The sequence below is a fragment of the Shewanella sp. SP2S2-6 genome (genome assembly GCF_031931965.1).
Lineage (GTDB): Bacteria > Pseudomonadota > Gammaproteobacteria > Enterobacterales > Shewanellaceae > Shewanella > Shewanella baltica.
The window spans coordinates 359,284-379,632 of record NZ_JAUOEQ010000001.1; the positions used below are offsets into that span (position 1 = coordinate 359,284).

The window sequence follows — 20,349 nt, forward strand, 5'->3', positions numbered from 1 at the left end:
CGCCAGAAGGGAAATCCCATGGGCACACCTAAGACTAAAGTACCAACGCCAAGTTACGACAAACTGACGGCACATTTCCAGAAAATTTCTCACTTTGAACATTTCAGCGCTTTGGGTGACTGGGATCAAGCGGCCATGATGCCGATGGGCGGTGGTCAAGATCGCGGTGATGCTATGGCAGAACTGGCGCTGCATATCCACGGTCTCAAAACCTCAGCCGCCTTAGCCGAGCACTTACACGGCGCGGCGGACGAATCTCTCTCAACAGAGCAAGAAGCCAATCTGCGGGAAATACTGTACCAGTATCAACAGGCCAACTTAGTGCCCGGCGACCTAGTACAAGCCAAAACCAAGATGGCTTATCAATGCGAGAATGCGTGGCGCGAGCAGCGTAAAAATAATGATTGGCAGGGCTTTAAGCCCAATCTAAAAGCGGTCATCGACCTTGCCAAGGAAGAAGCGCAGATCCGCGGCGAAGCGCAAAATATCACGCCCTATGATGCCCTGCTCAATAAATTTGAACCGGGAATGACCACGGCAAAGCTAGAACAAACCTTTGGCGGCCTGAAAGATTGGCTACCGACACTCATCCAAGAAGTGCTGGCTAAGCAGGCAAACGAGCCTAAGCTTGTGCTCAATGGCCCCTTCGATATCAGCGCGCAGCAAGCCCTTGGCCGTGACGTCATGGCGTTTTTGGGGTTTGACTTTAATCACGGCAGGCTGGATATGAGTAGCCATCCATTTTGTGGCGGCGTGCCAAGCGATGTGCGGATAACAACTCGCTACAATGAGGCCGATTTTAGCAGTGCTATCATGGGCATAGTTCATGAAACAGGCCATGCCAGATACGAGCAAGGTTTACCTCAAGCGTGGCGCGGTCAACCCGCTGGGCTTGCACGTTCTATGGGCGTCCACGAAAGCCAAAGTCTATTTTGCGAAATGCAGCTTGGGGCAAATCCGGCATTTTTGCGTCAGTTGCAGCCCAAAATCGCGCAGCATCTTAACTGTCATTTCAGAGCCCAAGAATTAGCACAACATTATACCCGCGTAAATCCCGGACTTATTCGCGTCGACGCCGATGAAGTCACCTATCCTTGCCACATTTTGCTGCGGTTTGAGGCGGAAAAAGCCTTTGTCGACGGCAGCTTAACCGTCGATGATTTACCTGATTTTTGGTCGACGCAGATGCAACAATTACTGGGGATCAATACTGATGGCAATTACCGCGACGGTTGCATGCAGGACATCCATTGGGCTGTCGGTGAGCTAGGGTATTTCCCAAGTTACACCTTAGGTGCCATGTATGCCGCTCAATGTCGTTTTGCGATGGAAAAAGCCTTAGGACCGATTGAAGCCCTAATCGATGCAGGCAAGTTGGACTCGGTATTCCAATGGCTGCGCGAGCACATTTGGTCAAAGGGATCCTTGCTCACGACCGATGAACTGATCCGCCAAGCAACGGGCGAAACCTTAAATGGTCAATATCTTGAGCGTCACCTGCGTCAACGATATCTGGGCATTTAACCGCTGCGAACGCTTATACCCAAGCTACCTGAAGAGTCGAGTTTCAGAGCGCCTAGGGTGCATCAATTCAAGGCGCATCAATGACAGAATGTCGGCCACCTTTTGAATTGATGCAACACGGAAGTGAAGTGCCCTAGGCGCTCCGTCCCGGCGGGTTTTAACGCACTTTATGCTGCGTTGGTTATTTTTAACTTAGCCCGCTAGGTCTGCAAATAACCGCCTTGCCTAAAGTGCGTTAAACTCCCGCTGAATCCTGCATCTTCAGGTTGTTTGGGTATACAAGCGCTGAAAGCTCAGTTTATACAGGTTTTAAAGCGCTTTATATTGCCGCTGAAGCCTGCATTTTGAAGCCGCTTGAGGTTATAATGCCGAGCTTATTTGAATCAGGACTCTTTCAACGGAGTTCCTTCAACAGGACTTTTGAAACAGGATAATTGTCGGCCATGTTACTGCGAGCAATCACCCCACAGGATTGGGACGCCATTTTAGCAATCCAAGATGAGTGTTACTCACAACTGGATCCTGAGCCATTGCACGTGCTGCAAAGTAAATGGCAGGTATCGCCACAGTCCTGTTTTGTGTTCGAAGTGAATGGCTCAGTTGTCGGTTATTGCTTGGCTCACCCTTGGACCACCAATATGCCGCCAGCGCTCTATCAGCCCATTACCCATTTACCTAAGGCTGATACTTTATATCTGCACGATATTGCGCTTTCAGCCAAAGCCCAAGGTTTAGGCGCAGGTGCTAAGGCGCTCACTCGCTTAACACTGTTGGCGGATCGTTATAATCTCAATTCCTTGTCCCTTGTTGCCGTTCAAGGCGCCGACAGTTATTGGCTAAAAATGGGCTTTAAACCTCAGGCCATAGACAAGTGCCTTGGCAGCTATACCGACGATGCCATGTACATGATTTATAAAATTAATCATAGAGATGAAAGATGAATCCAACCCTGACGACTATCGGTTTACTTTGCCTAAGCAATATCTTTATGACTTTTGCTTGGTACGGGCATCTAAAAACCTTAGGCTCAAAACCTTGGATTATTGCCGCCTTAGTGAGTTGGGGCATCGCCCTATTTGAATACTTGCTGCAAGTACCTGCTAACCGAATCGGTTACACGGTTATGAACGTCGGCCAGTTAAAGATTTTACAAGAAGTCATCACCTTAAGTCTGTTCGTCCCCTTTGCCTATTTCTATATGAAAGAACCATTGAAGCTCGATTATCTGTGGGCAGGATTGTGCATATTAGGTGCTGTGTATTTTATTTTTAGAAGTGAATTTAATTAATTTCAGACTTATTTCAGGAGAGCTCATCCATGGCCCGTCAAGTCACTTATACCTTCAAAGGTAAGACTAAAACCATCGCCTTTAGCTACGACAAACACCATGATTTATATGAAGCCGTGGCCGAAGCCGAAGGTATCGATCTGACCAAATTTTTAGCCATGGAGCAACAAGTCGCCATGACGTCGCGCAAGGGGGCTAAGGCTGAAAAAGAATTCAGAAAAGTAGAATTTGCCCGCTTTGGCTTTAGCAATATCCACTTTGTTAGAGACGAAGAACCTGAAGCCTAGGCAGGTATCCATATTTGTATTCGCTTTAAGCACTTTAAAAACAGGACTCTGTGATGCTCAATACCGAACATGCTAACTTTCCCCGTGCGGGATTCTTTCGCCGCTTAGGTGCTGCCGTTTACGATTCGCTGTTAGCCGTGGCCGTTTATATGGTTTCTGGCGCTGTGGGCTTTGGCATTTTCTACGGCCTTACCGCTTCTGGATTGGCTGGCATGAATGGCTTTGAGCATGTCTCTGACGCGCTCAATGGCACACCGATTTACCATGGTATTTATCAACTCTGGCTCGTCTTGTGTGTCGGCACTTTCTACGCCTTATTCTGGAGTAAGGGCGGTCAAACCTTAGGGATGCGCGCTTGGCGGCTTAAGATCCAACATCCAAACGGCCAAAACTTAAGCATGATCACAGCTTATGCGCGTATTGTTTGGTCACTGCTCGGCATTGGTAATCTGTGGATCCTCATCAATGGCAACAAGCTTGCCCTGCAAGATAGTATGACCCGCTCAGAAGTGGTTGTATTGTCTAAAGAAGCCAATCAAATGCGTAACTGGCACGGGGCATAAGTTTATTCTTAAGTAAATCCGAAATACAAAAAACGACGCAAAAGCGTCGTTTTTTTATGAGCTATTTTTTAGGGACTGTTCTTATAAACTATTCTTATAGACTAAATGGGAAGTAATAAGATAAGTATCATCGCCGGATAAAGTAGAAGGCAACGCCGGTAAACAGCAAGCTTGGTGCCACAGCCCCCACATAGGCAGGTAACTCATACACTATGCTCATAGGACCGAAAATCTCGTTACTGATATAAAAGCTGAAACCCGCCACAACCCCGAGCAATACCCGCGCGCCCATAGTCACAGTTCGCAGCGGCCCAAATACAAACGACAGAGCCACTAACATCATCACAGCGACCGTCACTGGCTGCATCACCTTGCGCCACAGCGCCAATTCATAGCGGCTAGGATCTTGGCTGTTGGTTTTAAGGTAATCGAGATAACCGACCAGACCGCGGATAGATAACGCCTCAGGTTTAATCGAAACTACACTGAGCTTATCCGGCGTTAAACTCGACTGCCATTGGTCTTCTTCCAGATATTCAAGCACGACTTTCTCATAGCTTAAATCAGTACGTTTGACGTCGAATAAACGCCAACGGTCTTGGGAAAACACCGCGCGGTCCGCATGCACAACGTTGGTGAGCTTAAGTTCGCTATTGAACTTATAAAGCGTAATATTGTTGAGTTTATTGATGTTTTCAACTTCACCAATGTTCACGAACAAATCACCGTCCTTTGCCCAAATGCCGCGATGGGACTTAATTAAACTCCCGCCTGAGAGTTTAATGGCTTGCAACTCATTGGCCTTTTGCTCGGCAATCGGTGCGCCCCACTCACCTAACACCATCACCAGCAACATCAAGGGCACAGCGGTTTTCATCGCCGACATAGTGATCTGCAAACGTGACATGCCAGAAGCTTGCATCACTACAAGTTCAGAGTTCGATGCCAGCATTCCCATGCCAATCAAGGCGCCCAGCAGCACGGCCATAGGGAAAAACATTTCGATATCCCGTGGCACTAAAAACAACACATAGATGCCCGCATCCATCATGCTGTAGGTGCCACGGCCGACTAAGCGCAGCTGGTCAACCCATTTAATGATGCCCGACAAGCCTGTCAACACCAGCAAACACAGCGCTGAAGTGCTTAACAATACTCTGGCGATATAAAGGTCTAATATCTTCATGCCGCCACCTTCTTATGGGCAAACAGAGCCGATATACGACTGAACATAGGTCTATCTTTACCGAGTAAGAACAGCCCCATCAAAAGCGCCGAAATATGGATCCACCACATACCAAGATACAAAGGGATAATCTCATCTTGCAATGCCTTACGTCCGGCGACCATGAGGCCAAAATAGCCAAGGTACAAGAGTATTGCGGGGAACATTTTAGCGAACTTACCTTGACGCACATTTACCCGCGCGAGTGGTACCGCGATCAAGGTCATGATCGGAATCGCCAGCGGAATGGCAAGACGCCAATGGAATTCGGCAACGGCTTCTGCACCTTCGATTTTCACGAGTTCATCGACAGGCAGTGCAGATAATTTACGGCGACGCTCGTCGACTTGCTGCTCTTTAATTTGCATTTTATAACCACCAAATTCGATCATTTGGTAGTCCTTCGCCTTAGGGCTGCCTTGATAACGCACGCCATCATTGAGGTTTAATTGCTGTGCGCCAGTACTATCTTCCTGCACTCGCCCGCCTTTAGCGACCACCACATTGGTGACACCCGTTTCATCATCAGGGTCTGGCAACTGGGCCACAAACACTTTATCTAACTCGTTATCTTTACCAATACGTTCTACAAATAATACCGCGCGGCCATTAGGGCTCGCCTGAAAACGCCCTTGTACTAAGGCCGCAAGCCCGGCTTCGGACTGGGCTTTTTCGAGCACTTGGTTTTGCTGCTCTTCTGCCCAAGGGGCAACATAAAGGGATAAATAGCCGGTAAACAACATATTGATCACGGCAAGAATCAGCGTCACGCGGGTGACATACCACTCACTGACCCCAACACCGTGGAGAATGACCATCTCATTTTCGGAATACATACGGCCGTGGGCCAGTAAAATCCCCAAGAACAAACTTAACGGCAGGACTAAGATCACCAGATAAGGCAAGTTAAGCCCAATCAGAGTCATGATTAAAGAGGCGGGAAAATCGCCGTCGGAGGCATCGGCCAGTATACGCACGAAATGCTGGCTAATAAAAATAGTTAACAGCACTAAAAGTACCGCAATTTGTGCCTTTAAAACTTCTCGAATAAGGTATTTAAATACAATCACAGGCAGGATCCGGTCTCTAAACTTATCTTTTTGCTGGTAACAGACTAACTTTCATGTAAACTGTTTACTTTTGATAGTTTTCTGACCAGCTTCAGGGGTTCTAGGTAAACTTAATGTCACGAAATGCGTGACTCAAGCGCCGAGAATAAATCACCTTTGGAGTAATAACTTAGGCCCTTTTCGGGACAAGCAGACATTATCCAATAAATATAAAAATTTGTCTTTAAGAATCTAGGAGTGCTCATGGAGTTTAGCGTAAAGAGCGGTAGCCCCGAAAAACAACGCTCAGCCTGTATCGTGGTCGGTGTTTATGAACCCCGTCGTCTGTCGGGTATCGCGGAGCAATTAGATAAAATTAGCGAAGGTTATATCAGTAACCTACTGCGTCGCGGCGATCTGGAAGGTAAACCTGGCCAGATGTTGTTGCTGCACCATGTTCCTAACGTATTGAGTGAACGTGTATTATTAGTGGGTTGTGGCAAAGAACGAGAACTAGACGAACGCCAATACAAACAAATCATCACTAAGACAATCAACACCCTTAACGAAACAGGTTCAATGGAAGCGGTTTGCTTCTTGACTGAACTGCACGTGAAAGGACGCGATACTTATTGGAAAGTACGTCAGGCGGTTGAAACCACCAATAGCAGTCTTTACAGCTTTGATGCCCTGAAGACCCGCAAAGGTGAAACTCGCCGTCCACTGCGTAAATTAGTGTTCAATGTCCCCACTCGCCGTGAGTTAACCTTAGGTGAGCGCGCTATTGAGCATGGTATGGCAGTGTCTGCCGGCATGCACTTATGTCGCGATGTGGCCAACATGCCACCGAACATCTGTAATCCAGCCTATTTAGCTTCTCAAGCTCGCCAAATGGCTGAAGTACACGACACACTGCATGTCACCACTATCGGTGAAGAGCAAATGGCCAAACTGGGCATGAACTCATACCTTGCAGTCGGTCGCGCCAGTGCCAACGAATCCATCATGACTGTGATGGAATACAAGGGCGCTGTCGATAGCACTGAAAAACCCATCGTATTAGTCGGTAAAGGGTTAACCTTCGACTCGGGTGGTATTTCATTGAAACCAGGCGAAGCCATGGACGAAATGAAGTACGACATGGGCGGCGCAGCGGGTGTTATCGGCACCATGAAAGCCATTTGTGACATGAAGTTACCTATCAACGTTGTGGGTATTCTTGCTGGCTGTGAAAACATGCCATCGGGTAATGCTTACCGTCCAGGTGACATTCTGACCACTATGTCAGGCCAAACCGTTGAAGTGTTAAATACCGATGCAGAAGGCCGTCTAGTTCTGTGTGACGTGTTGACCTATGTTGAGCGTTTCGATCCTGAATTGGTTATCGATACAGCGACTCTGACTGGCGCATGTGTGATTGCCCTTGGTAAACACGCATCGGGTCTGTTCTCATCGCATAACCCACTGGCACACGAGCTATTAAGTGCAGGTGAGCAAAGTGGTGACCGCGCATGGCGCATGCCATTGTGGGATGAGTATCAAGATATGCTCGACAGTCCATTTGCTGACATGACCAACTTAGGTGGTCGTCCAGCAGGTGCTATCACAGCAGCATGTTTCCTCTCGCGCTTTGCTAAAAAGTACAACTGGGCTCACTTAGACGTTGCGGGTACAGCTTGGAATAGCGGTGCTAACAAAGGTTCTACTGGTCGTCCAGTGCCACTATTGACTCAGTTCCTGATCAATCGTGCTGGCGTTGAACTCGGCGAATAAGATTATTCAGCTTTAATTTGACTCACTCAAACAAAAGACTGGTATCGCTCTAAGAGACTTGAACGTTTTCAAAAAAAGCCAGTGACATTCAGTCGCTGGCTTTTTATATGTCATTATTTCCCCAAATACAGGCTTAACTGCCATGTCTGCAATACAGAACTAATCTCCCTAATCACTAACTCATTTGCCTTGATATAAAACAGTATTTTAAGCCCGATGACTTAAGTTTGAGGCTATAAAACAATAACCGCATAATGAGTTCATCAGCATAAAAGGCTTCCCCCCTTATTCGCAACTTGCGAACCACAGTATTAGCAATAATACTTAATGTTCGCGCGGCGAAGCACTACCACTAGACTCCATAACTATCAGGACGAAATCACGACATTCAAACTGGGCACTGAACGCTCATTAATGGAAGAGTCTGCTAATTGCTGAATGCATTACAGGTGATCTCATGAGCGATAAACCAATAAACGATCTGCATATCATCCAACGCCTACGTAGCCAGATTGAGCAATTAGAAAATCTCGAGAAACGCATTAATACCCTTGAACAAGAACGCTCTACGCTTACTCACACGACTGAGTGCCTACAAGCAGAGTTAATCCGTCATCAGCAAATTAAAGCAGACTGGGAGTGGTTTTTTGAAAACTCACTCGATTTACTCTGCATTGCGGCACTTGATGGTTACTTTAAAAGAGTTAATCCTGCTTTTGCGGCGACACTAGGTTTCACTCAAAACGAATTATTAGCCAAACCTATTACTGAGCTTATTCACCCGGATGACCGAGAGATTACAGTGCAAGCCTTACAAGGTTTAGGTTCTGGCCAAGATTGCATTAATTTTGAAAACCGCTATATCGATAATCAAGGTCAGTGGCACTGGCTCTCTTGGCGCTGCCCCGCACTGAGCGAGAACACGAGCCAACTCTACGCCATTGCACGTGATGTTACCGATTATAAACGCAGCGCCGCTGAAATTATGTATCAAGCCACCCACGACCCGTTAACCGACTTGTATAATAGAGCCGCATTCGACAATGAACTAAATAATTGCTTGCTCAGGGCACAACGCCACCCAACCAACCATGTCGCCTTGTTGCTGATCGATTTAGACGATTTTAAACAAGTTAATGATAACTATGGCCATCAAACTGGTGATCAGTTACTGCAAGCATTGGCACAACGATTTAAAAACATGCAACGGAAAAATGATTATGTGTGTCGCTTAGGTGGGGATGAATTTGCTTGGTTGGCCGAAGCCAATAACATTATCGCCGTAGAAGCCCTATTAGCCCGTATCCTAGCAGAGTTACAAAAACCAGTACCTTTAGAAAAGGTGACCCTCAAGGTGAGTTGTAGCATAGGAGCATCACTCTTCCCCAACTTAGCCCAGGATGCTAAAACCCTATTTCATCAAGCTGATAGCAGCATGTATCAAATTAAGCGCAGTGGTAAAGGTGGTTGTTTCATTTATCACTCATCTATTGATGCATAACCGACTTACATGCTAGACAGTGTCCACTCTCAGAGCCTAGATGGTAGTAATCGAGACAGAGACCTGTAATGGTCACAAGCATTTTCAATCTGTCTCTGTCGCAAATACACTGAAATAAAAACAAGTCAGCTAAGCTTGCTCACACTCTAGCATTAGGCCAATACTGCACCATTAACCCCTAGCAACTTTTAGTGTAAACTGCTCCTTTCGTTCGCCACTAAAACAAGTGAAGCAAGGCATTGAAATCATGACTCAAGTGCTGTTTTATCTCATGCCGCCAGTGGCATCACCTGCCAAGGCCAAGGTTGATTCACCTGTTGCAACCGCGAATGCAAACCCTGCGCTTTGCGAGATGCATCTTCTGGCATGCCAACTGGCGCAGCAGGCTTTTGTGAAACAACAATGGGTCTATATCCATTGCCAAGATAAGCAGCAAGCCCATGCGATTGATGAACTTTTATGGCAGTTTGAGCCAAGTGCTTTTGTGCCACATAACCTCAAAGGTGAAGGCCCGATGACGGGATCGCCGGTTGAAATTGGTTTTGATCGCCTCGGCGCCAACAAAAGTCGCCAAGTTCTGATTAATCTTGCAGACCAAGCGCCCCCATTTGCGGTAAACTTTGGCCACATTATCGATTTTGTTGCCAATGACGATCAGCATAAAGCGGTCGCTCGCGAACGTTATCGACAGTATCGCGGCTTAGGGGTCAATTTACAGACCCAAGACTTAGCAACACATCCACTTAATTAGTTTGAGACAGACACGTTCCCATGGAAAAAACATACGATCCGCAGTCCATCGAGCAAACTCTTTACCAAAACTGGGAAGAGCAAGGTTACTTCAAGCCACACGGCGATGAATCCCAAGGTAATTATTGCATCATGATCCCGCCACCAAACGTGACGGGCAGCTTGCACATGGGCCACGCCTTCCAAGACACCATTATGGATACTTTGACCCGTTACCAACGGATGAAAGGCAAAAATACCCTATGGCAAGTCGGTACTGACCATGCGGGTATCGCCACCCAAATGTTGGTTGAGCGTAAGCTTGAAGCCGAAGAAGGCAAAAATCGCCATGACTTAGGTCGCGATGCCTTTATGGATAAAGTGTGGGAATGGAAAGCGCAATCGGGCGGCACTATCACTAAGCAGCTACGTCGTATGGGCGCTTCTGTTGATTGGGACCGCGAGCGTTTCACTATGGACGAAGGCTTGTCCAAGGCAGTACAAGAAGTGTTTGTACGTCTGTACGAAGACGAGTTGATTTATCGCGGTAAGCGTTTGGTCAACTGGGATCCAAAGCTGCACACGGCTATCTCTGATTTAGAAGTAGAAAGCAAAGAAAAACAGGGCCACATGTGGCATCTGCGTTATCCACTGGCCGACGGTGAACTGACTGCCGATGGTAAAGACTATTTAGAAGTCGCTACCACGCGTCCAGAAACTATGCTCGGCGACAGTGCTGTTGCAGTGCATCCCGATGATGAACGCTATCAAGCACTGGTCGGTAAGTTTATTCTGTTGCCGATTGTTAACCGCCGCATTCCTATCGTGGCTGACGATTACGTCGACATGGCCTTTGGTACAGGTTGCGTGAAGATCACCCCAGCCCATGACTTTAACGACTATGAAGTCGGTAAACGTCACAACCTGCCAATGTTCAACGTGCTGACCTTAGATGCCGCCATTCGTGCAAGTGCCGAAGTGGTGAACTCTGACGGTACCTTTAACAAAACGCTCGATGGCAGCCTGCCTGAACGTTTTGCCGGACTTGACCGTTTTAAAGCCCGCGATGCTATTGTCGCCGAATTTGACACCTTAGGTCTGCTCGAGAAAATCGCGCCTCATGCCTTGAAAGTGCCTTACGGCGATCGTTCAGGTGTGGTTATCGAGCCAATGCTGACCGACCAATGGTATGTGGCTGTTGCGCCAATGGCGAAAACCGCTATCGAAGCCGTTGAAAATGGCAGCATTAAATTTGTGCCGCAGCAATACGAGAACATGTACTTCTCGTGGATGCGTGACATTCAAGACTGGTGTATTTCGCGTCAATTGTGGTGGGGTCACCGCATCCCTGCATGGTACGACGAAAACGGCAAAGTCTATGTCGGCCGCAACGAAGCCGACGTCCGTGCTAAGCACAATATCGCTGACTCAATGACCTTACGCCAAGACGAAGACGTACTGGACACTTGGTTCAGCTCAGCCCTGTGGACGTTCTCAACCTTAGGCTGGCCTGACAATTTAGAAGATTTAAAAACCTTCCACCCAACCGACGTGTTGGTGACAGGTTTTGACATCATCTTCTTCTGGGTTGCCCGTATGATCATGATGACCATGCACTTCATCAAAGATGAAGACGGCAAGCCACAAGTCCCGTTCAAAACTGTCTACGTGACCGGCCTTATCCGCGATGAAGCGGGTAACAAGATGTCAAAATCTAAGGGTAACGTACTCGATCCATTAGACATGATCGACGGTATCGGCCTTGAAGATTTAGTTGAAAAACGTACCGGCAACATGATGCAGCCACAACTGGCAGCCAAGATTGAAAAGAGCACTCGCAAAGAATTTGCCGACGGTATCGAAGCCCACGGCACAGATGCACTGCGCTTTACGCTTGCGGCAATGGCATCAACGGGTCGTGACATCAACTGGGACATGAAGCGCTTAGACGGTTACCGTAGCTTCTGTAACAAGTTATGGAACGCCTCACGCTACGTGCTGATGAACACAGAAGATCAAGATTGTGGCCCTGGTTCTCCAGAGCACAAAGGCGGTGAAATGGAACTGTCGTTGGCCGATCGCTGGATTATTGGCTTGTTCAATCAAACCGTTAAGACCTTTGACGATCACATGACAGCCTACCGTTTCGACTTAGCAGCCAATACCCTGTATGAGTTCACTTGGAACCAGTTCTGTGACTGGTACTTAGAATTAACTAAACCGGTATTGCAAAATGGCAGCGAAGCGCAAATGCGCGGCACCCGTCACACCTTAGTGACAGTGCTCGAAGCGATGCAACGCCTGATGCACCCTATGATGCCGTATATCACTGAAACCATCTGGCAGCGCGTTAAACCGTTAGCTGGTGTCGCTGGTGATACCATCATGCTGGCACCGTTCCCAACATTTGATGCCGCTAAAGTCGATAGCGCAGCAATGGCCGATTTAGAATGGGTTAAGCAAGTGATCGTCGCTGTGCGTAACATTCGCGCCGAACTGAACATTGCCCCATCTAAGCCGCTAAATGCCCTACTTCGTGGTGTTAGCGCGCAGGATAAAGCCCGTGTTGAAGCCAACCAAACCTTCTTCACCACACTTGCCCGCTTAGAAAGCATGACCATTTTAGCCGATGGCGAAACTGCGCCTATGTCGACCACTGGTTTGATTGGCGAAATGGAGCTGCTGATCCCTATGGCAGGCTTAATCGATGTCGCCGCCGAAATGGTCCGTATCGACAAACAGCTTGAAAAACTCGGTCAAGAGATCGCTCGCATCGAAGGCAAATTGTCGAACCAAGGTTTTGTGGCAAAAGCTCCAGCCGAGGTTATCGACAAAGAGCGTGCTAAGATGACAGATCTGAAACGTGACATGGACAAGCTCAACGAGCAAAAATTAGAATTCGCTAAGTTAGAAGCTTAAGCTTCTCATTTGCTCTGATTCACTTGTTATGATTGGTTCTAACTGAATGAAGGGCAGCCACTAGGCTGCCCTTCTTATATCTATGTTAAATACAAAAATTAGTCGCTTACTGTTAAATTCATATATAGCCAAATCTTTCTTAGACAATGACTGGCTTAATACTAAAACCATCTAGATTAGTGTTGTTGTTAAACCGACATCAATTTTCATACAAATAACTTGTTACGTTTAGTCATCTTATCCAGACAAAAACTGACAAAAATGCTTCTAGTACATCAAGTTAATTTGTGTACAATAGAAGCGCAATGTCACACTTCGACGCTAATTTGTGAGAATACGATGAAAAAATTACTACTTACTCTCGTTGCCAGTACTCTATTGGCTTCAGCTGCACAGGCACACAATTTCGAAGATTCTAAAGATGCGATTGAATACCGCCAATCTGCATTTGGTCTTATTGCTTATAACTTCGGCGATATGGCTGCCATGATGAAAGGCAAAAAACCTTTCGAAGCGGAAACCTTCGCAATGCGCGCAACGAATGTTGCTGCATTATCAAAAATTCCTTTCGAAGGTTTTATTGATGGCTCAGACAAAGGCGACACTGAAGCCTTAGCCAAAGTTTGGCAAGACAGAGCTGATTTCGATGCAAAAATGAAAACTTTCCAAGAGAATGCCGCCATTCTTGCTACTATTGCTCAAAAAGGTGATCAAGCTGAAATCAAGCAAGCCTTTATGAATACAGGAAAAAGCTGTAAAGGTTGTCACGACGTTTATAAGAAAGACTAGTTCTATTTAGTTTTTCGTCCATCAAAAAGCCTGCTAATTAGCAGGCTTTTTGTTACTCAAACACTCTGCGTAAAACTATAGCACTTGCACTATCGGCCACATTAAATACACAAAGACCACAGCCGCTAATACAGCCAGCAGCACTAAGGCAAGCCACTCTGACTTGAATGTAAGATCACGATTCACGCTTGATGACAGTGCCACCTTAGAGACCTTCTTGTAGCCACTGAGCATAGCACCAACTAACTTATCGCCCTTGATAGCATGGATAACCACTGCCAGTACATGAATGGCACTCAGCGCTAGGATAAGGTTAAAGTTCATCTTATGTAGCCAAGTCAAAAACCCACTGGTATCTGAACTGACATAACTATAGAGCGGACCTTCGGTAAAAATATCATCAGTCGCAAAAAGGCCTGTGACTAATTGCAGGCTAATGATCCCAATCAGTGCGACAACCATGTAGCCACCAATAGGATTGTGCCCCAGCACAACGGACATTCCCTTAGTTTTGATTGCTTTCAAGTAGTCGAGCACAACCTTAGGGTGATGAACAAAGTGGCTAAACCTTGCCGTATCGCTACCAATGATCCCCCAAAGGATCCTAAATCCAATGAGGATCAGCAAACTATAAGCAAAAATTTGATGCCACTGCATTTCGCCAGCGTCAGCACTCCACCATAAAAGTGCCAACAGACACACCATGCCCCAATGGAAAATTCGCGTGGGTAAATCCCAGACCTTAATCTTAACGTGTTCAATATTCATAAAATGGGCAAACTCAAAGTGAACGAATGAAATAAGTTGAGGTATTTTATCGGGATTTAGGATGAAACTTAAAGTAAATATAAGTAAATAAGGGCAAAGACTGCGGAGTTATCCCATCGAATATGACCCGATTTAGCAGGCAATACAAGGCTTTTTGGCCAGGAATTATTGATATTTGTCTAAGTGATCAAATATCCAACGAACAGTAACTAACTGGCACAAAAATGTGATCTAGATCTCGTTTTATAGTGCAGACCTTGGTAATCTGAAATCCAAGGAAACAACAGAAGGTTCGAAATATGCTAAAGATTACTAGCAAGCAACTTGAAGTCACATCTCCTATTCGCGAACGTATTGAAAGCCGTTTCGAAAAACTTTCAAGGCATGATGTGCAAATGATAAATCCCCATGTAATCATTACGGAGGAGAAACCTGGTTTCAAAATTGAAGCATCGGTTGGCATCCCAAATGGAGAACTCTTCGCTCAAGCAAAACATGAAAATTTATATACTGCGATTAACGCTATGGGCCAAAAATTAGAGAAGCAGCTCAATCGCATAACACACAAACCGGAAGCACAACGTTCCACATCATTAACACCGACTAATAATATTGTTGAAGTTGACGACGAGTACGAGGAGGAAGATGCGGCATAATTTAAGTTTAGTGAGTGCGAGAAACGCATCACTTTGAGAGCAATAAAGTAGAAATATTTAATCAGATCACAGTTTTTACAAAAGCTTAGTGCAATCATTTTAATGATGAAAAAAACAGTTCGTTTGACTAAATACCTACTACACTTTACAAAGTGACAGCAAGAATCGAAGTGGTGCGAATTTAAATCGTTTCAAATGTTGATTTACTTTAATTTTTCATTTACATATATTGATTAAAAGATATTATTTATAAATAACGTTACTGGATATAACTAAGGAGCACGACCAATCCAACCCATATAGTTTTAAGTACTAAGATTTTAAGCTCAAAGGGTTTTAAGTTCTAAAATTTGTTGTTAATGATTAATTTTACTTATAATTTTCACGTTCAAAAGCTCAACGTTATACTTTCAACTAGGTTCCACTTTCAATAGTAAGTTAGGAAAGGAGGCAACGCAAAGCGAACAATTTGATAATATTGATATTGTTGATATTAGTTACAATCAAGTATGTTGGCATTCACTAAAGTAGTGCTCAATTTTGACCGAATAACAGGATGACCACTAGAAACAGGCGGCATTGCTCAATACCAGAGTAAACATAAGGAGCCGAGTACAGCGCAACGAGTACATTAGCGAAACCTTTAACTATCCAATTTTTTATATCCACAATGGAGGCCCAGGTAAAAATAAACAAAAGTCACATTAGCAAAAGCTACATAACAAAAAGTGCTTATTATAAAACGGGTCGGCACCAATGTGTGCTAAACACTGAGACAAATGAGGTAACAACGGTCACGTTTTGTTAGATGAAGAGAGTCATATTTACACTGATATATTAGTTAGCGTTTTTAGCGTGTGATTTAATGTAAGTGTTTAATGTAAGTGTTTAATGTAAGTGCAATACGTTGGTTTTATTAAAAGTTATTAGTTTACTTAGTGTTATTTGTATAGTAAAAACTGTAAATCGTATAAATATTTTTATGTAATGTGTTAACTTTTACCGTTAGTTGAGTTTTGATATTTTATAGACACCTTAAATAATTTTTAATTATCAACTAAAAAGGAGGGCATCTAGACTTGACGAAAAATGCAATAACAGTAAATGAGAGTTTGTTATACGCTCCAAGTATTAACACGTTAGGTTTTAAAGTAAAAAGTAATAACGTAAGTAGCAAGACATAAACGCATGACAAGGCTAAGCTGTTTTTACAGCAATATGTACCTAGTACAACTAATGAGCCGTAAATCGTTTATTTTAAATGTTAGTTTTAGTTTTAGTTTTTAATGTTATAGAACCATGTAAGTGTTAATTGTTAAAATATAAGTGCAAGACATGTCAACGTAAGTTCGCTGGTACTCAAAAAGCATAGTTTCAATGTTATACACTATGCCGTATAAAGTACTTGTTAATGTTCATTGTAAATGCAAGTCGTTATCTAGTGAGTTGTTAACGTTTTACTGTTACACGTAAATGTAAGATAAACGAGTGTTTTACCTTGTCCCAAACTGACCATAAGGAGGATAAACTCGCTTGACCATATATTCATACTCAAACCAGCGCACCCTCGGGTGCGCTTTCTTTTTAGGCTGTCTGTGAGAAAGTTTTGATTGACAGCTAAGCCCTAGCCCTTTAGTTTTAAGACCATGAAAATGATAACAGCAGCTTTTTTTACTTTCTTTTTTACACCCCCACTCTAGGAGGCGGATTTACTGTGTAATAACGAAAGTAAAAATCCAAAGCCTCCCAACTGGGAGGCTTTTTTGTCTTAAACGATTGATAAAATACATGGCGGCAATTGAGGTCAGAATGCATACACCACAGCCTTTAAATCAAACCCGAGAGCAGATCACCAATCTGGATAATGAACTGCTGGCATTACTCGCAGAGCGCCGTCGCTTAAGTCTAGAAGTGGCCCGTAGTAAAGAAGTGGATGTCAGACCCATCAGAGATACTCAAAGGGAAAAAGAACTGCTCGCTAGACTGGTGAAAGAAGGCAGAGAAAAGGGATTAGATGCCCACTATGTTATCTCCCTTTACCAAAGTATCATTGAAGATTCAGTATTGAATCAACAAGCTTACCTTCACGGCCGTGCCAACCCAGAAACACAAAAACAGCAGTATTGTATCGCCTACCTCGGTGCACGAGGCTCTTACTCTTATCTCGCAGCAACCCGCTATTGCCAACGCCGCCAAGTTGAAATGCTGGACTTAGGTTGCCAAAGTTTCGACGAAATAGTGCAAGCCGTTGAGTCTGGGCATGCTGATTATGGTTTCCTGCCGATTGAGAACACTTCCTCGGGTTCAATCAACGAAGTCTATGATGTACTGCAGCACACCAGTCTATCGATCGTTGGTGAAACGACGATTGAAGTCAGCCATTGCCTACTAGGCAAAGCTGGCAGTAAATTAGCTGACATCAAAACTGTCTATGCCCACCCTCAGCCTATTAGCCAATGCAGCAGATATTTAAGTCAGCACAAAGACTTGAGACTGGAGTACTGCTCAAGCAGCGCAGAAGCGATGGACAAGGTGAATCAAAGCCCAGATAACAGCGCTGCAGCAATTGGTAGCGCCGAAGGTGGTGCACTCTATCAGCTAGAGTCTATAGAAGCGGGCTTAGCGAATCAGAAGATCAACCAAAGCCGCTTTATCGTTGTTGCCCGTAAAGCCGTCGCCGTGCCAGAGCAGTTACCCGCTAAGACCACATTGATTATGGCGACGGGCCAAAAAGCCGGTGCTTTAGTGGAAGCTCTGCTGGTTCTGAAGGCGCATCAGTTAAACATGAGCAAACTAGAGTCACGCCCGATCCCAGGAACACCTTGGGAAGAGATGTTTTATTTGGATATCGACGCGAATATCTCCAGTGAATCTATGCAGGCGGGTTTAAAGCAACTTGAGCGGATCACTCGTTTTATCAAAGTATTAGGCTGTTATCCTTGTGAAACAGTCAAGCCCACGCAGCTGAGCAACAGCCAGTTACTGATTGAACCTAGCACCTCTAAGGATCAAGTCATCAGCGAGAATGGAGCAAATACCAGCCCTGTTCGATATAGCAAAGCCTATAAAGAGCAAGCTAGTGAGATCAACTGCGGTGCAATGACAATCGGTGCCGGGCATGTCGGTGCCATAGCGCAAATCACACTGAATAATGATATTTCACACTTAGCGTTATCGGCTTTCGAGCAGCAAGTGAAACAGCTTAAAGAAGCAGGATTCCAAGCGGTTCTGCTCAATAGCGTTAATCAAGTGGCTATGGCGGAAGTGACCCTAGCTAAACTGCGTCAAATCCTGCACCAATATGGTCTAGTGTGCATTATTGCCATAGAGCAAGAAGCCGATATGCCATTAGCCGTTCAGCACGCCGATATGCTGTTCTTGGCGGGTAAGCAAATGTTTAATCAAACCTTACTCATCCATGCTGGCACCTTACCTGTACCTTTAATACTTGAACGTAACGATATGGCAAGTTTTGAAGAATTACTCACGGCAACAGAAGTGATCTTAAGCCAAGGTAATCAGCAACTGATCCTGTGTGACTCTGGCATTAGAACCTTAAATAACGCCAATCTATCCTCACTCGATTTGGCGAGCCTGATCCAGATTAAAGCCACGAGTCATTTGCCCATTTTGATCAACCCTAGCTATGCCGTATCAGATGATGCCCTACTGGTTCAAACCCAAGGTATTAAGCAGCTTAAAGTAGATGGATTGATACTCAATTGTCCACTCGATAGCCATGATGACCATGAGTCGCTTAACTTAATTAGCGCTGTAGTGCGGGAATTATATCGGGCTAACTAAAGCTTTGATCTTGAGTGATTTAATCTTAACTGAAATGTGGTTAGTTCGAAGTGTATTCAGGGATAAATGAGACTTCTTTTATCCCTGATTGACTGAAATAAGCCTGCAAGTCAGCGTGATGACTAGCAGGCTTAATATTGTTTACTATCGCTGCCCAGTCATCCTTTATGCATTTTCAGAAGAGCCAACAGCCCTCGATGGTTCGGTAACCGCATTACTCCTGCGGATAAGCCCTGTCATAGTAGAGCCCTGCACTAGAATCGAAAATACGACGACGGCATAGGTCATCACTAACAACAACTCCCGCAGCTCCACACCACCAATAGCATCGATTACAATCCCCTCAGGTAAACTCATCGCCATCGCGAGTGCTAATCCTCCCCTTAAACCACCCCAAATCAGAATCGTCTCTGCATAGGGGTTGTAAGACTTAAACAACCTAAAGCCCAAATAAGGTAATAACACGCTCACGGCACGCGCCAATAATACCAATGGAATCGCCACAAACATAAACCACCACAACGGCGCTTTAAAAGTGACTAACAAAAGCAGTAAGCCGAGCAGTAGGAAGAGTAATGCATTAAAGAAGGATTCAATCAGCGACCAAAATGTCAGTAACTTCACTCGCTCGTGGCGGGCAAAAAACTTAGGCACACTGAAATTACCTATGATGATACCTGCACTCACCATAGCTAAAGGCCCAGAAACCCCAAACACTTCCGCCATCACATAGCCCGCGGTTGGGATCAGCAAAGTGACCAACATCAATTGCGTTTCTTCCTCGCAATAGCGGAAAAAATGATGTAGCAGAAAACCAAGAACGCCACCATAAATAACCCCGCCTACCGCCTCACGAATAAATAACTCAGAGATATGGACAAACGTCAGCGGTTCAGTGGAGAAGGATAATTGCGATATCGCCACAAAAATAACTAACCCTATGCCATCGTTAAATAAAGATTCACCTTCCACTTGGATAGCAATATCTTCCGGTGCGCCCATTTTCTTTAAGGTAGCCAAAACGGCGATGGGGTCGGTTGGCGAAATCAAGGCGCCAAACAGCAAGCAGTGGCTGAGTTGTAGCGGTAGACCCAACATAGGCGCGACCCAAAATAACAGTCCACCTATGATAAAGGTCGATAATAAAGTGCTGACAAAGGCGAGGATTAAAATCTCCCACTTCTGATGCCTCAGTATTTTTAAACGGATCTGCAATGCGCCGGCAAAGAGTAAAAAACCTAACATGCCATTGAGCAGCAAGGCTTGAAAATCGAGCTTCTCTAAGCCTGATACAAAATACAGATAAACATGTCCGCCTAAGGCCTTTCCCCCTAGGAGTAATAACAAACTCATACCTAAGGCGATAGCCGTAATGGCCACAGTTTCCTGCAATTTATGGACGCGTGAAGAGACAACCGAAGTGACTAGCGCCAAGGCGCAGAGGATACACAGAATTTGGTAACTGGACATAAGA

At 45.2% G+C, this 20,349-nt stretch carries 16 protein-coding genes and 1 other annotated feature; of the genes, 12 read left to right on the plus strand and 4 right to left on the minus strand.

Translation table 11 applies throughout. The annotated features are described in order from the left end of the window. Positions 1-18: 18 nt before the first annotated feature. The 5 genes from Q4Q57_RS01575 to Q4Q57_RS01595 all read left to right on the plus strand — a co-directional run bounded on the left by Q4Q57_RS01575 (position 19) and on the right by Q4Q57_RS01595 (position 3,662). Positions 19-1,524: a carboxypeptidase M32 gene (locus Q4Q57_RS01575; RefSeq protein ID WP_311889380.1), complete on the plus strand. Its 1,506-nt coding sequence runs from the start codon at positions 19-21 to the stop codon at positions 1,522-1,524. Between the two features lie 443 nt (positions 1,525-1,967). Beyond that, a complete protein-coding gene (locus Q4Q57_RS01580) occupies positions 1,968-2,465 on the plus strand; it encodes a GNAT family N-acetyltransferase (protein WP_311889381.1) in 498 nt (165 codons plus the stop codon). Next, on the plus strand, positions 2,462-2,812 hold the full coding sequence (locus Q4Q57_RS01585) for a DMT family protein (RefSeq protein WP_006082592.1): 351 nt from the start codon (positions 2,462-2,464) through the stop codon (positions 2,810-2,812). The genes Q4Q57_RS01580 and Q4Q57_RS01585 overlap by 4 nt, the downstream gene beginning before the upstream one ends. 29 nt (positions 2,813-2,841) lie before the next feature. Then, positions 2,842-3,099 carry a DUF2960 domain-containing protein gene (locus tag Q4Q57_RS01590; RefSeq protein WP_006082593.1) on the plus strand — a complete coding sequence of 86 codons (258 nt, stop codon included), beginning with the start codon at positions 2,842-2,844 and terminating at the stop codon, positions 3,097-3,099. A gap of 53 nt (positions 3,100-3,152) precedes the next feature. After that, positions 3,153-3,662, plus strand: coding sequence for an RDD family protein (locus Q4Q57_RS01595; RefSeq protein ID WP_006082594.1), 510 nt, complete (start codon positions 3,153-3,155; stop codon positions 3,660-3,662). 127 nt (positions 3,663-3,789) lie between these two features. Here Q4Q57_RS01595 and lptG read toward each other — a convergent pair whose 3' ends face one another. Both lptG and lptF read right to left on the minus strand, forming a co-directional pair. Beyond that, positions 3,790-4,848: an LPS export ABC transporter permease LptG gene (lptG, locus tag Q4Q57_RS01600; protein ID WP_006085768.1), complete on the minus strand. Its 1,059-nt coding sequence runs from the start codon at positions 4,846-4,848 to the stop codon at positions 3,790-3,792. Then, positions 4,845-5,957, minus strand: coding sequence for an LPS export ABC transporter permease LptF (gene lptF / locus Q4Q57_RS01605; RefSeq protein WP_311889393.1), 1,113 nt, complete (start codon positions 5,955-5,957; stop codon positions 4,845-4,847). The genes lptG and lptF overlap by 4 nt, the downstream gene beginning before the upstream one ends. Before the next feature lie 243 nt (positions 5,958-6,200). Here lptF and pepA point away from each other — a divergent pair, with 243 nt between their 5' ends. From pepA to Q4Q57_RS01630, 5 genes are all read left to right on the plus strand, one after another. Continuing rightward, entirely contained in the window at positions 6,201-7,709 is a 1,509-nt protein-coding gene (gene pepA / locus Q4Q57_RS01610; protein WP_012197436.1) for a leucyl aminopeptidase, read from the plus strand. A gap of 457 nt (positions 7,710-8,166) precedes the next feature. Next, positions 8,167-9,210, plus strand: coding sequence for a diguanylate cyclase domain-containing protein (locus tag Q4Q57_RS01615; protein WP_311889394.1), 1,044 nt, complete (start codon positions 8,167-8,169; stop codon positions 9,208-9,210). Between the two features lie 247 nt (positions 9,211-9,457). Further along, positions 9,458-9,961: a DNA polymerase III subunit chi gene (locus Q4Q57_RS01620; protein WP_071938331.1), complete on the plus strand. Its 504-nt coding sequence runs from the start codon at positions 9,458-9,460 to the stop codon at positions 9,959-9,961. 20 nt (positions 9,962-9,981) lie between these two features. Continuing rightward, a complete protein-coding gene (locus Q4Q57_RS01625; protein ID WP_311889398.1) occupies positions 9,982-12,858 on the plus strand; it encodes a valine--tRNA ligase in 2,877 nt (958 codons plus the stop codon). A gap of 339 nt (positions 12,859-13,197) precedes the next feature. Continuing rightward, positions 13,198-13,647, plus strand: coding sequence for a cytochrome c (locus Q4Q57_RS01630; RefSeq protein ID WP_311889400.1), 450 nt, complete (start codon positions 13,198-13,200; stop codon positions 13,645-13,647). Positions 13,648-13,722: 75 nt separating this feature from the next. Here Q4Q57_RS01630 and Q4Q57_RS01635 read toward each other — a convergent pair whose 3' ends face one another. Further along, on the minus strand, positions 13,723-14,415 hold the full coding sequence (locus tag Q4Q57_RS01635; RefSeq protein WP_107946843.1) for a cytochrome b/b6 domain-containing protein: 693 nt from the start codon (positions 14,413-14,415) through the stop codon (positions 13,723-13,725). A gap of 299 nt (positions 14,416-14,714) precedes the next feature. On the opposite strand from Q4Q57_RS01635, the gene hpf reads away from it, so the two are divergent. Both hpf and Q4Q57_RS01645 read left to right on the plus strand, forming a co-directional pair. Further along, a complete protein-coding gene (hpf, locus tag Q4Q57_RS01640; RefSeq protein WP_006080799.1) occupies positions 14,715-15,071 on the plus strand; it encodes a ribosome hibernation-promoting factor, HPF/YfiA family in 357 nt (118 codons plus the stop codon). 1,651 nt (positions 15,072-16,722) lie between these two features. Then, positions 16,723-16,839 (plus strand) — a sequence feature (Phe leader region). Positions 16,840-16,880: 41 nt separating this feature from the next. Beyond that, complete coding sequence (locus Q4Q57_RS01645) at positions 16,881-18,875, plus strand: chorismate mutase (protein ID WP_311889401.1); 1,995 nt, start codon at positions 16,881-16,883, stop codon at positions 18,873-18,875. Between the two features lie 165 nt (positions 18,876-19,040). On the opposite strand, the gene Q4Q57_RS01650 is transcribed toward Q4Q57_RS01645, so the two are convergent. Then, complete coding sequence (locus Q4Q57_RS01650; RefSeq protein ID WP_311889402.1) at positions 19,041-20,345, minus strand: sodium:proton antiporter; 1,305 nt, start codon at positions 20,343-20,345, stop codon at positions 19,041-19,043. Positions 20,346-20,349 lie beyond the last annotated feature (4 nt).

Coding starts and splice junctions, on each gene's coding strand:
- lptG (WP_006085768.1), bottom strand. CDS start 4,848: ATGAAGATATTAGACCTTTATATCGCCAGAGTATTGTTAAGCACTTCA.
- Q4Q57_RS01575 (WP_311889380.1), top strand. CDS start 19: ATGGGCACACCTAAGACTAAAGTACCAACGCCAAGTTACGACAAACTG.
- Q4Q57_RS01645 (WP_311889401.1), top strand. CDS start 16,881: ATGCATACACCACAGCCTTTAAATCAAACCCGAGAGCAGATCACCAAT.
- hpf (WP_006080799.1), top strand. CDS start 14,715: ATGCTAAAGATTACTAGCAAGCAACTTGAAGTCACATCTCCTATTCGC.
- Q4Q57_RS01650 (WP_311889402.1), bottom strand. CDS start 20,345: ATGTCCAGTTACCAAATTCTGTGTATCCTCTGCGCCTTGGCGCTAGTC.
- Q4Q57_RS01620 (WP_071938331.1), top strand. CDS start 9,458: ATGACTCAAGTGCTGTTTTATCTCATGCCGCCAGTGGCATCACCTGCC.
- Q4Q57_RS01585 (WP_006082592.1), top strand. CDS start 2,462: ATGAATCCAACCCTGACGACTATCGGTTTACTTTGCCTAAGCAATATC.
- Q4Q57_RS01630 (WP_311889400.1), top strand. CDS start 13,198: ATGAAAAAATTACTACTTACTCTCGTTGCCAGTACTCTATTGGCTTCA.
- Q4Q57_RS01580 (WP_311889381.1), top strand. CDS start 1,968: ATGTTACTGCGAGCAATCACCCCACAGGATTGGGACGCCATTTTAGCA.
- Q4Q57_RS01615 (WP_311889394.1), top strand. CDS start 8,167: ATGAGCGATAAACCAATAAACGATCTGCATATCATCCAACGCCTACGT.
- Q4Q57_RS01635 (WP_107946843.1), bottom strand. CDS start 14,415: ATGAATATTGAACACGTTAAGATTAAGGTCTGGGATTTACCCACGCGA.
- Q4Q57_RS01625 (WP_311889398.1), top strand. CDS start 9,982: ATGGAAAAAACATACGATCCGCAGTCCATCGAGCAAACTCTTTACCAA.
- Q4Q57_RS01595 (WP_006082594.1), top strand. CDS start 3,153: ATGCTCAATACCGAACATGCTAACTTTCCCCGTGCGGGATTCTTTCGC.
- Q4Q57_RS01590 (WP_006082593.1), top strand. CDS start 2,842: ATGGCCCGTCAAGTCACTTATACCTTCAAAGGTAAGACTAAAACCATC.
- pepA (WP_012197436.1), top strand. CDS start 6,201: ATGGAGTTTAGCGTAAAGAGCGGTAGCCCCGAAAAACAACGCTCAGCC.